The sequence below is a fragment of the Kitasatospora sp. NE20-6 genome (assembly GCF_045862635.1).
Genome location: NZ_BPRL01000006.1, coordinates 25,224 through 36,781 on the forward strand (window position 1 = coordinate 25,224; position 11,558 = coordinate 36,781).

Here is an 11,558-nt window from a genome sequence, read left to right on the forward strand (position 1 = left end):
ACGTGACGCCTCGTCCGCTTCCCGGCGCCTGCGTCACGCCGGGGCGGTTGCATATGATCTCACCGTCAGTGCGCCCGCCCCTGCCCGGGAACGACCGCGGCAGCGGTGCGTGTCGCGCATCCTGCACGAGGACGGGGAGGTGGCCGTGATGGCCGCAGAGCGTGAGATCGGTGACGACGAACTGCTGGAGGTGGCCGACAACCCGGAGCAGGCGGCCTCGCTGCACAAGGCGCTGCGCACCATCGCCAACACCCCTGCGCTGGGGCCGGAGTTGCAGGGCATGGCGAAGGACGTGCTGAGCGGCCGGATCGGCATGCAGGACGTGATCGGGTCCGACCGCTACATGCACGCCATCGGTGACCGGCTGGGACAGATGCGGGAGGCGGCCGAGAACATGTCGCCGGAGGACCGCCGGAAGTCGGAGGCGCGCGCGGAGAAGATGATCCGCGAGGCCGAGGAGGCCGAGCGCGAGAGGCCGAAGCGGGACGGCCGGCCGTAGCGGTCCGCCGGACGCCGGCTGCCGGCCGCGCCCGCCGTCCGGCTGCCGACCGTCCCGCCGTGCGCGTGCCGGTCGGTCGGCGCAAGGTCGAGTCATGGACACTCTCGTCTACCGCGGATCGGCGACCCTCCTCGCGGAGGGCCGTGAGGTCGACGTGCACGCCGACCTCACGGGATTCCTGCCCGAGTTCGGTCTCACGAGCTGGTCGGGCACGCTGGAGTCGCGGGACGGCGCGGCGGCCGTGGGCGCGGTCGGCCGGAGCCGCCGCGGCCGGCTCCGGCTGCCGGGCGGCTGGGAGTCGGCCTTCGCCGTGACCCGGATCGTGCTGGGGTCCTCGGTGATCTGGGTGCGCGGCAGCGAGCCGGACGTCTCCCCGGCCGAGTGGGTCTGAGCCTGCGGCGGCGCGGCCGGGCGCGCGGCCGGCCTGCCGGACCGGGCGCGACACCGGGGCGGGGGACACCGGGCGGCGAAACCGGGGTGCGAAACCGGGGTGCGAAACCGGGGTGCGAAACCGGGGTGCGGCCGGTCCGGTCGTACCCCGAGAATCCCGGCATGGACGACACCACGCCCCGAATCCCTCCCGCCGTCGCCGGGCTGCGCGCCGCCGCCGCGGACCACGGCTTCACGATGTCCTGCGACGCCCGCACCGGCGCCCTGCTCGCGGCGCTCGCCGCCGCCCGGCCCGGCGGCCGCATCCTCGAACTCGGCACCGGCGTCGGCGAGGGCACCGCCTGGCTGCTCAGCGGCATGGACGCGGCCGCCTCGCTGGTCACCGTCGAACTCGACGGCGACGTACAGGCCGTCGCCCGCGAGCAGCTCGGCGGCGACCCGCGGGTCGGCTTCGCGTGCGGCGACGGCGGCGCCTGGCTGGAGGCGTACCGCGGCGCGCCCTTCGACCTGGTCTTCGCCGACACCTGGCCCGGCAAGTACACCCACCTCGACACGGCCCTCGGACTGGTGGCGCCCGGCGGCACCTACCTCGTGGACGACCTGCTGCCGCAGCCCGACTGGCCCGCCACCCACCTGGACTCCGTGCACCGGCTGCTCGGCGAGCTGACCGACCGTCCCGGTTTCCGGACCGTACGGATGGGGTGGGCGTCCGGTCTGCTGATGGCCGTCCGCACGTCCTGACAGGTCAGGGGCCTGTCAGGTGATCGCGGCCTTTACGGGCTTCCTACCGGCCACGGGGTTAGGGTCGGTGCCCATGGGGATCGGTGGGGACTGGCGCAGGCGGCTGGTGGGGCGGCGTGCGCTGGTGGCGTATGTGGTGGTGGCGGGGGGGGGCGGCCGGGGGGGGGGGGGCCCCCCCCCCCCCCCCGGCGCGGCCCCCCCCCCCCCCCCGGGGGCCCCCCCCCCCCCCCCCCCCCCCCCGCCACCGGCGGTTCCGGCGCCGCGGTGCGACAGGAGGACCGCCTCCTCGCCATGCCCGAGACCCCCGGCAGCACGGCGACCGTGCAGATCGACACCTCCTTCTTCACCACCGGCAGCTCGCCGCGGCCCGCCGTCCTCCTCGCGCACGGCTTCGGCGGTTCCAAGGAGGGCGAGCGCGCCCGGGCCGAGCAGCTCGCCCGCTCCGGCTACGCGGTGCTGACCTGGTCCGCCCGCGGTTTCGGGCACTCCGGCGGCCGGATCGGCCTCGACGCCCCCGACCGCGAGATCCAGGACGTCACCCGGCTCGTCGACTGGCTCGCCCGGCGCCCCGAGGTGCAGCTCGACAAGGCCGGCGACCCCCGGGTCGGCATCACCGGCGCCTCGTACGGCGGCGCCGCCGCCCTGCTCGGTGCCGCCTACGACCCCCGGGTCGACGCGGTCGCGGCCGGCATCACCTGGTGGAACCTCGCCGACGCGCTGTTCCCGCAGGCCGCGCAGGGCTCGACCGCGGCGGACGGCGTCTTCAAGAAGCTGTGGGCGGGCCTCTTCTTCACCACCGGCTCCGCCGACGCCCCGACCGGTGCCGCCCCGCAGGGCGGCACGGACACCGGGCGGACCGGCACGGACACCGCCCAGGGCCCGGTCGGCTGCGGCCGCTTCCTCGACTCCCTGTGCACCATGTACAACCGGGTGGCCACCGCCGGGCGGCCGGACGCGGACGCCGTCGCCGCCCTGGAGGCGTCCAGCCCGTCCTCGGTCGCCGACCGGATCACCGTGCCGACCCTCGTCGTGCAGGGCCAGCAGGACTCGCTCTTCCCGCTCGACCAGGGCGACCGGATCGCCCGCGCCGTCGCCGCCAACGGGGCCCCCGTCGCCGTCGACTGGTTCGCCGGCGGCCACGACGGCGGCACCGAGAGCAGCGAACGCACCGACGCCCGCGTCACCGCCTGGTTCGACCACTACCTCGCGGGCAAGCCCGCCGACACCGGCCCGGCGTTCCGCGTCACCCGCACCGGCGGCGTCGACTCCACCGGCTTCGAGGCCGTCCTGCGCGGCGCCGACGCCCCCGCGTACCCCGGCCTCGGCGGCACCGCCACCCGCAGCGTCGAACTCGCCGGCCGCGGACGGACGATCGCCAACCCGCCCGGCGGCGCCCCGCCGAACATCTCCACCGTGCCCGGCATCGGCGCCCTCTCCCAGGCCGCCGCCCTCGGCACCGGCCTCGCCGTCGACTTCCCCGGCCAGTACGCGGCCTTCGACTCCGCCCCGCTCGACCGGGCCCTCGACCTCACCGGGCAGCCGCGCGTCTCCGTCACCGTGCACGCCGACCGGCCGGACGCCGTGCTCTTCGCCAAGCTCTACGACCTCGGCCCGGACGGCCGGCAGACCCTGCCGCAGCAGCTCGTCGCCCCGCTCCGGGTCACCGGCGCCGACACGGCAGGCGGCCGCACCGTCGAGGTCGCCCTGCCGGCCGTCGACCACTCCTTCGCGGCCGGGCACCGCCTGCGGCTCGTCCTCGCCTCCACCGACCTCGCGTACGCCTCGCCGGCCCAGCCCGCCGTCTACACCGTCGCCGTGGCCGGCCCGCTGACCGCACCGACCGTGCCCGCCCTGCACACCGAGCCCGCACCGCTGCCCGCCCGGGTCTGGCAGCTGCCGCTGCTCGCCGTGGCCGCCGCGGCCGCGCTCCTCCTGCTGCGCCGCCGCCGCCGGCCCCAGGTGCCGGCCGACCCGGCGCTCGCCGGCGTGCCGCTGGAGATCACCGGGCTCTCCAAGCGCTACAAGGGCGCCGCCGACCGGTACGCCGTCCGCGACCTGTCGTTCCGCGTCGAACAGGGCCAGGTGCTCGGCCTGCTCGGCCCCAACGGCGCGGGCAAGACCACCACCCTGCGCATGCTCATGGGCCTGATCGGCCCCGACGCCGGCGAGATCCGGATCTTCGGCCACGCCGTGCGGCCCGGCGCGCCCGTGCTCTCCCGGGTGGGCGCGTTCGTCGAGGGCGCCGGCTTCCTGCCGCACCTCAGCGGCCGGGCCAACCTGGAGCTGTACTGGCAGGCCACCGGCCGCCCCGCCGAGGACGCCCACCTGGACGAGGCGCTCGCCATCGCCGACCTCGGCGAGGCCCTCGCCCGCCCGGTGCGCACCTACTCGCAGGGCATGCGGCAGCGCCTCGCCATCGCCCAGGCCATGCTGGGACTGCCGGACCTGCTGATCCTCGACGAGCCGACCAACGGCCTCGACCCGCCGCAGATCCGCGAGATGCGCGGCGTCATGATCCGCTACGCCGCCGCCGGGCGCACGGTCATCGTCTCCAGCCACCTCCTCTCCGAGGTCGAGCAGAGCTGCACCCACCTCGTCGTCATGGACCACGGCCGGCTCGTCACCGCCGGCCCGGTCGCCGACATCGTCGGCGCGGGCGAGCAGCTCCTCGTCGCCACCGGCGACGGGTACGGCCCCGAAGAGCTCGCCGCCGCCGCGGAGAAGGCCGCCGCGCTCGACGGCGTCGCCGAGGCCACCGTCGTGCCCGGCGGACTGCTCGTGCAGCTCGACGGCACCAGCGCGGCCCGGCTCGTCGCCGAACTCGTGCGTCTCGACGTGCCGGTGGAGCGGGTCGGCCCGCACCGCCGCCTGGAGGACGCCTTCCTCTCCCTGATCGGGGGCCCCGCATGAGCGCCACCTCCACCGCCACGGCCGCCGCGGGCTACTCGGCGCGGCGCACCCTGCCGCTGCGGGTGGAGGCCGTCCGCCAGCTGCGCCGGCGCCGCACGATGGTGATCGCCGGGGTGCTCGCCGCGCTGCCGTTCGTCGTCCTCGTGGCGTTCCGGATCGGCGGCACCCCGGACCGGCCCGGCCGCACCACCTTCATCGAACTCGCCACCGCCTCCGGGCCCAACTTCGCCGCCACCCTGCTCTTCATGGGCACCGGCTTCCTGCTGGTCATCCCGGTCGCGCTGTTCTGCGGCGACACCGTGGCCTCCGAGGCCGGCTGGTCGTCGCTGCGCTACCTGCTCGCCGCGCCCGTGCCGCGGGCCCGGCTGCTGGCCCGCAAGCTGACGGTCGGGCTGGCCTTCTCCGCCGCCGCCATCCTGCTGCTCCCGCTGGTCGGGCTCGCCGTCGGCACCGTCGCGTACGGCTGGGGAGACCTGCAGCTGCCCGCCGGCACCAGCCTGCCCGCGGCCGAGGCCCTGCCCCGGCTCGGCCTCGCCGTGCTGTACGTCTTCGTCGCCGAACTCGTCGTCGCCGCGCTCGCGTTCTGGCTCTCGACCGCCACCGACGCCCCGCTCGGCGCGGTCGGCGGCGCCGTGTTCCTCACCATCGTCACCGGGGTCCTCGACGCCATCACCGCGCTCGGCGACCTCCGCGAGTGGATCCCCGCGCACTGGCAGTACGCCTGGGCCGACGCCCTCCAGCCGCAGCTCGAATGGGGCGGCATGATCCAGGGCGCCTCCCTCTCGGTGTCGTACGCGATCGTGCTGCTCGCCCTCGCCTTCCGCGGGTTCGCCCGCAAGGACATCGTGTCCTGAACACCGGTGTGCCGGGCCGTCCGTGCGCGGTACGGTCTCGCGGGGGACGACGAACGGACGACAAGGGGAGAGCCGTGGCCGACTGGCTGATCACGGTGCACCGGGTGGACGCCTCGGACGTCACACCCGAGTTCAAGACGCTGCGCACGGTGCGGGGCACCCGGGAGGAGGCCGTCGCCGCGCTGCGGGCGGAGTGCAACACCTACGCGCCGCACGTCTCGAAGCTCGTGCGCCGCGAGGTCTTCGAGTACCTGCCGGACCGGGCCTACCTGGTGCGCACCCGGGGCCGGTTCGGCACGGTCGACAACCTGATCGCCCTCCTGCAGAAGGTGGCCGACACGGCCGATCCGGAGCTTCCCGACGGGCTGCCCGGGGCGGTGCCGGGAGCCCTTCCCGGGGCGGCGTTCTGACGTGCGGCCCGTGCGGCGCCCCGGGAAGGGCGCGCCGCACGGGCGGGGGCGTCACTTCACGGGGGAGGAGGCCCGTTCGACCTGCTGGGTGCCGGTGCGGGTGCGGTACGAGCGGGTCCACCGGGTGGTGGCGTCCTGGCGGGTGCGGTCGGAGAGCACGTAGTAGTCCATCTGCACGGCCTGCGGGGTGACGTCGAGGACGCCGTAGCCGTGCGAGTCGAGGTCGACCCACTTGATGTGGCGGTTGGCGGCCTTGATGGCGCCGGCGGCCAGCAGCGAGACGGTCTGCGGTGCGACCTTGAGGAAGTCGTCGATGTTGTCGGAGCTGACCGAGGTGACGACGAACTCGGTGGCGGCGCTGCCGGAGAGCGGGTAGGTGGCGGCCTCGAACGGCACGTCGGCCGCCCAGGCGGAGTGGATGTCGCCGGTGAGGAAGACCGTGTTGCCGATGCCGTTGCTCCGCAGGTGGCCGAGGAGTTCGCGCCGGTCGTGGGTGTAGCCGTCCCACTGGTCGGGGTTGACGGCGAGGCCCTCGCCGGGCAGGCCGAGCAACTGGGCGAGCGGGCGCAGCAGGTAGTCGGGCAGCGAGAGGAAGGCGACCGGCGAGATCATCACCTCGTTGCCGACGAGCCGCCAGGTGGTGTCGGAGGCCGACAGGCCGGCCTTCAGCCAGTCGAGCTGGGCGCGGCCGGTGAGGGTGCGGTCGGCGGAGTCGACCTCGCCGCTGCCGGTCTTCGCCTGCGCGGAGCGGAACGACCGCAGGTCGAGCAGGTGGAGGTCGGCGAGCTTGCCGTAGCGCAGCCGCCGGTAGGTGGTGCCCGCGACGGACGGCCGCACCGGCATCCACTCGAAGTACGCCTGCTTGGCGGCCGCCTGCCGGGCCGCCCAGTCGCCCTCGGTGCCGGGGGTGTGGTTCTCGGCGCCGCCCGACCAGGCGTCGTTGGCGAACTCGTGGTCGTCCCAGACGGCGATGGTGGGCACGATCGCGTGGAGGGCCTGCAGGTCGGTGTCGGTCTTGTACCGGCCGTGCCGGGCGCGGTAGTCGGCGAGGGTGGTGATCTCGTGCGCCGGCTCGTGCGGACGCACGACGGTGCCCGCCGCGCAGAACTCGCCGCTCCTGTACTCGTAGATGTAGTCGCCGAGGAAGAGGAAGACGTCGAGGTCGCCGCGGGCGGCCAGGTGCCGGTACGCGGAGAAGTAGCCGGCCTCCCAGTTGGCGCAGGAGGCGACGCCGAGGCGCAGCCGGTCGAGGGCGGCGTCGGTGGCGGGCGTGGTGCGGGTGCGGCCGGCGGGGGAGGTGGTGCCGCCGGCGGTGAAGCGGTACCAGTAGGCGGTGTCGGGGGCCAGGCCGCGGACGTCGACCTTGACGGTGTGGTCGGTCGCGGCGTCGGCTGTCACCGTGCCGGTGGCGCGGACGGCGGTGAACGCCTTGTCGGTGGCGACCTGCCAGAGGACCTCGGTGGCGGGCCCGGCGCCGGAGCCGGGGACGGCCTCCGGGGTGGGCGTCACCCGGGTCCAGAGCAGCAGGCCGTCCGGCAGCGGGTCGCCGGAGGCGACGCCGTGCAGGAACTGCGGTGCGGCGGGGGCGGGCGCCGGGGTGCCGGCGGCCGTCGCGGATCCTGCGGTGATCGGCAGGACGGCCGCGCCGGCGGTGAGGGCGGCGGCCTTCAGCACCCGGCGGCGGCGCGGGTGGGCGGCGGCGGGTGTCGTGGAATCGGTGGGATCGGTCACATCCGCCAAGGCTACTGACGGGTAATCATTTGTCCATACTCTGGGACGACTGTTCGTCGGCTCTTCACCCGGCCGTCCCCTCCCGCCGGGCCCCCGGTGCCCGGGCGCCCCCACCACCATGCGGGATCATGGAGGTGGCACCGCACGCGAGCGAAGGAAAACCCCGTGGCCCAGATCGTCCTCTTCCATTCCGCCTACGGCCTGCGCCCGGCCGTCCACGCCGCCGCCGACCGGCTGCGCGCCGCCGGCCACCGGGTCCACACCCCCGACCTCTACGACGGCCGCACCTTCGACGACGTCGAGGAGGGCATGGCCTACAAGGAGGAGCTCACCAACGACGAGCTGCTGCGCCGCGGCGTCACCGCCGTCGCCCCGCTGCTCGCCGCCGACGGGCCCGACGGCCCCGGCCTCGTCTACGCGGGCTTCTCGCTCGGCGGAGCCGTCGCGCAGAACCTCGCCCTCGCCGACGACCGCGCCCTCGGCCTGCTGCTCCTGCACGGCACCTCCGACATCCGCGACGACGCCTCGACGGCGGTCCCCGTGCAGCTGCACGTGGCCGAGCCCGACCCGTTCGAGTCCGAGGACTGGCTGAACGCCTGGTACCTGCGCATGACGAAGGCCGGCGCCGATGTCGAGGTGCACCGCTACCACGGCGCCGGGCACCTCTACACCGACCCCGACCTGCCCGATCACGACGCCGAGGCCGCCGGGCGCACCTGGGCCGCCGCCCTCGCCTTCCTCGCCGACCTGGACGGCTGACCGGAGCCCCACCGGACGGCTGACCGGCGCGGGCCCGGGTGCGGCATCGCGGGCCCGGGTGCGGCGGGGACGAGGCGCGGTGCGGCGGCGACCCGACCGGCCGCCGCCGTGGTGCCGCGCCTACAGGCCGGGGATGCGGCCGTTGCGGAAGAGGTCGACGAAGACCTGGTGGTCGCGGCGCGCCCGGTCGCCGTACGCGTGGGCGAAGGCGACGAGCATGTCGGCGAAGCCCTCCTCGTCGCGGGAGATCGCCTCGTCGATGGCGTGCTCGGTGGAGAACGGCACCAGGCTGTGGCCGCTGGAGGACTCGTCGGCGGCGGCGTGCATGCTGGCCGTCGCCCGGCCGAGGTACTCGGTGACGGTGCGCAGGTCGTCCGGCTCGACGAGGTCCGTCCAGTCGAGGTCGGCGGCGTACGGGGAGACCTCGGCGACCAGCTGGCCGCGGCCGCGCAGGGTGGTGTAGCCGAGCCACGGGTCGCTGTGCGCCTGCAGGGCGCGCTGCGAGATGACGGTGCGGTGGCCCTCGTGCGTGAAGTAGTCGCGGATCTCCGGGTCCGTGACGTGCCGGGCGACCGCCGGGGTCTGGCCCTGCTTCATGTAGATGATGACGTCGTTCTCCAGGGCGTCGGTGTGCCCCTCCAGCAGCAGGTTGTACGAGGGCAGGCCGGCGCTGCCGATGCCGATGCCGCGGCGGCCGACCACGTCCTTCACGCGCAGTGCGTCCGGGCGGGTGCGGGAGGCGGGCGGCAGGGTCTCCAGGTACGCGCCGAAGGCGTCGAGGACCTCGCCGCGGGTGGTGTCGTCGAGCTCGAAGGCGCCGCCGCCGATGCGGAAGCGGCGGTCGTAGCCGTCGATCACGGTCTCCGAGTCGAGCAGCGAGACCCGGGTCTGGAGGCGGGCGCGGCGCAGGGTGTCGAGGATCGGGCCGTCGGCGGTGTCCAGGGTGTACTGCGAGGAGTCGCCGCGCGCGACGAGGTCGGAGATCCGGCCGCGGTAGGCGGCGGCGAAGGCGCGCACCAGGCCGGTGATGGTGTCGTCGGACAGCGCCTTGGCGTAGCCGATGAGGGCGAGGCTCGCCGCGAGCCGCTGGACGTCCCAGGTGAAGGCGCCGACGTACGCCTCGTCGAAGTCGTTGACGTTGAAGACCAGCCGGCCCTCGGCGTTGAGGTAGCTGCCGAAGTTCTCCGCGTGCAGGTCGCCGTGGATCCACACCCGGCCCGTCCGGTCGTCGAGGAACGGCGCGCCGTGCCCGGCGAACGGCCCCTCGGTGACGTCGGCGTAGAAGAGCGCGGCAGTGCCCCGGTAGAAGGCGAACGCGGAGGCGGCCATCTTCCGGAACTTCACCCGGAACGCGCCCGGGTCCTGGGCCAGCAGCTCGCCGAACGCGGAGTCGAACACCCGCAGGACGGTCTCGGAGCGCTCGGGCTCCCGGTCGGCGAGGGTGGGCTGGTCGGCCATGGTGCGTCAGTCCTTCGGTGGTGCGGGCGGTCTCGCACCGATCATCCCCGGCCCGGCCCGCCCTCACCCCGCCGGGGCGGGCCGCTCCGGCGGACGGCCGACCGCTACGGCGCCCGGTAGGGCCCGTCCGCGGGCGAACCGCCGGGCGCGGGCAGCGGGGAGTGCGCGGGCGACACGGGTCTGCGCGTCGCGGCGACCACCGCCACCACCACCCCCGCGAGGACGACCGCGACGGCCGGCTCCAGCACGGCGACCAGGTCGCGGACCGGCAGGGAGAGGACGTCCGTGCCGGTCGAGAGGGTGGTGAACAGCTGGGTGCCGGCGCCGGAGCAGGCGATCACCGGCAGCAGCGCCACGGCGGCCGGCCGTACCCATCGGGCGCCGTTGAACGCGGACACCGCGAGGGTGAGGAGCGCGGCGCACACCACCGCGACCGGCGTGAAGAAGCCCGCCATGGCCAGGAGGTCGAGGTCGGCGTTCCGGTGCGCGAGGCGGAACACCGCGTCGTAGCGGCCGGTGGCGAGGTCGGACACCAGCAGCCCGAGGTCGAGGGCCAGCTGGACGAGCATCAGCACCCCGATCGCGACGAGCCCTCCGCCGTGTCCCGCCGCCCCGTACGCCTGCCGTGCCGTCTGGTCGTATGCCATGGGCCCCCCTTGTCGACGTCGTCGGGCCGACCGTAGCGGCCCCGGATGAACGCGTGGCGGTCTGCGCGGGCGTGTCCCCGCACGGCCCTGCCGGTCGGCCCGCCGGTCCGGGGCGGTCAGCCGGCCGGCGGTGCGGGCGGGCCCTGCGGGGCCGCGTCGGCCGGGGCGCCCTGCGGCTTCGGCGGCGGTCCGGCGGGCGCACCCGGCACGGGGTACGGCGCCGCGGCCTGCGGGGCCTGCGGGGCCTGCGGGGCCGGTGCGTACGGGCCCGCGGCGTGCGGGCCCGCGGTGTGCGGGGCCGGTGCGTGCGGCGCGGGTGCGTACGGGGTCGGCGCCGGGGCGTGCGGGAAGGCGGCCCCGGGGAGGCCCGGTCCGCCCGGTCCGCCCGGTGCGGCGCCCGCCGTCCGGGTCGCCGCCACGACCACGCCGACCGCGATGCCGATCACGACGGCCAGCACGGCCGTCAGGTTGAGCCACAGGTGGCTCAGCGGCTCCGCGAAGTGCTCCCGGGAGCTGCCGTGCACCAGCTGGTTGAACAGCCCGGACGCGGCCGAGAAGGCGTTCACGGCGAGCAGCGTGGCGGCGGCCGGCCGCACCCAGCGGCGCCGGGTGAACGCGGCCACGGCGAGCACCGCCAGGGCGGCGCAGAGCGCGGTGTCGTACGGGAAGAACCCGACGGGCGCCCCGACGTACTCGGCGTACGAGTAGCCGACCGTGACCGACAGGTAGCCGGCGCCCGCCTCGGCGAGGTCGTAGCCGAGCACGCAGAGCTCGGCCACGAGCAGGACGAGCAGCAGCACGCCGATCACCGCCGTCCCGCCCGCTCCGCCGGTCCCGGCCGGACGCGGCGCGGGCGGCGCGTACGCCCCCCACGGCGTGGCCGGGGCGGCCGCCGGGTGCGGCGTCCACGGGCCCGGCTGCGGGCCCGGCTGCGGCGGGACGCCCTGCGGGGGCCACGCCGAGGGCGGGCCCGGCGGCGGGTACGGGCCGGCCTGCGGTGCCTGGTGTGCGTACGGGTTGCCCGCCCCGTACGGCTCGTTCTGCCCCTGCGTCATGGCCGCCCCCTGGTCCGTAGCCGTTCGTGCCCGAGGCTAGCGCCGCGGGAGGCCCGGGCGGAACACGTGTGCCGTACCGTGACCCGGCGTACGGATGTGAGGGA

At 75.8% G+C, this 11,558-nt stretch carries 11 protein-coding genes; 7 read left to right on the plus strand and 4 right to left on the minus strand.

Annotated elements, in window-relative coordinates; genetic code table 11:
• The first annotated feature begins 148 nt into the window (after positions 1-148).
• The 6 genes from SNE206_RS07085 to SNE206_RS07110 all read left to right on the plus strand — a co-directional run bounded on the left by SNE206_RS07085 (position 149) and on the right by SNE206_RS07110 (position 5,804).
• Complete coding sequence (locus tag SNE206_RS07085; protein WP_407912500.1) at positions 149-499, plus strand: hypothetical protein; 351 nt, start codon at positions 149-151, stop codon at positions 497-499.
• Positions 500-593: 94 nt separating this feature from the next.
• The gene (locus SNE206_RS07090; protein WP_407912501.1) at positions 594-890 is read left to right on the plus strand and encodes a hypothetical protein; all 297 of its coding nucleotides are present in this window, start codon (positions 594-596) and stop codon (positions 888-890) included.
• A gap of 161 nt (positions 891-1,051) precedes the next feature.
• Entirely contained in the window at positions 1,052-1,630 is a 579-nt protein-coding gene (locus SNE206_RS07095) for an O-methyltransferase (protein ID WP_407912502.1), read from the plus strand.
• 291 nt (positions 1,631-1,921) lie between these two features.
• A complete protein-coding gene (locus tag SNE206_RS07100) occupies positions 1,922-4,540 on the plus strand; it encodes an alpha/beta fold hydrolase (RefSeq protein ID WP_407912503.1) in 2,619 nt (872 codons plus the stop codon).
• Positions 4,537-5,394, plus strand: coding sequence for an ABC transporter permease (locus tag SNE206_RS07105; protein ID WP_407912504.1), 858 nt, complete (start codon positions 4,537-4,539; stop codon positions 5,392-5,394). Before SNE206_RS07100 ends, SNE206_RS07105 begins: the two co-directional genes overlap by 4 nt.
• A gap of 74 nt (positions 5,395-5,468) precedes the next feature.
• A complete protein-coding gene (locus tag SNE206_RS07110) occupies positions 5,469-5,804 on the plus strand; it encodes a hypothetical protein (protein ID WP_407912505.1) in 336 nt (111 codons plus the stop codon).
• A 51-nt stretch (positions 5,805-5,855) separates the two neighbouring features.
• On the opposite strand, the gene SNE206_RS07115 is transcribed toward SNE206_RS07110, so the two are convergent.
• Positions 5,856-7,535, minus strand: coding sequence for an alkaline phosphatase D family protein (locus SNE206_RS07115; RefSeq protein WP_407912506.1), 1,680 nt, complete (start codon positions 7,533-7,535; stop codon positions 5,856-5,858).
• 165 nt (positions 7,536-7,700) lie between these two features.
• Here SNE206_RS07115 and SNE206_RS07120 point away from each other — a divergent pair, with 165 nt between their 5' ends.
• Positions 7,701-8,294, plus strand: a complete 594-nt coding sequence (locus SNE206_RS07120; RefSeq protein WP_407912507.1) for a dienelactone hydrolase family protein — start codon at positions 7,701-7,703, stop codon at positions 8,292-8,294.
• Positions 8,295-8,414: 120 nt separating this feature from the next.
• Here SNE206_RS07120 and SNE206_RS07125 read toward each other — a convergent pair whose 3' ends face one another.
• From SNE206_RS07125 to SNE206_RS07135, 3 genes are all read right to left on the minus strand, one after another.
• Positions 8,415-9,752: a DUF2252 domain-containing protein gene (locus SNE206_RS07125; RefSeq protein ID WP_407912508.1), complete on the minus strand. Its 1,338-nt coding sequence runs from the start codon at positions 9,750-9,752 to the stop codon at positions 8,415-8,417.
• 104 nt (positions 9,753-9,856) lie between these two features.
• A complete protein-coding gene (locus tag SNE206_RS07130) occupies positions 9,857-10,399 on the minus strand; it encodes a hypothetical protein (RefSeq protein WP_407912509.1) in 543 nt (180 codons plus the stop codon).
• 116 nt (positions 10,400-10,515) lie between these two features.
• Positions 10,516-11,454 carry a hypothetical protein gene (locus SNE206_RS07135; RefSeq protein WP_407912510.1) on the minus strand — a complete coding sequence of 313 codons (939 nt, stop codon included), beginning with the start codon at positions 11,452-11,454 and terminating at the stop codon, positions 10,516-10,518.
• Between the last annotated feature and the right edge of the window lie 104 nt (positions 11,455-11,558).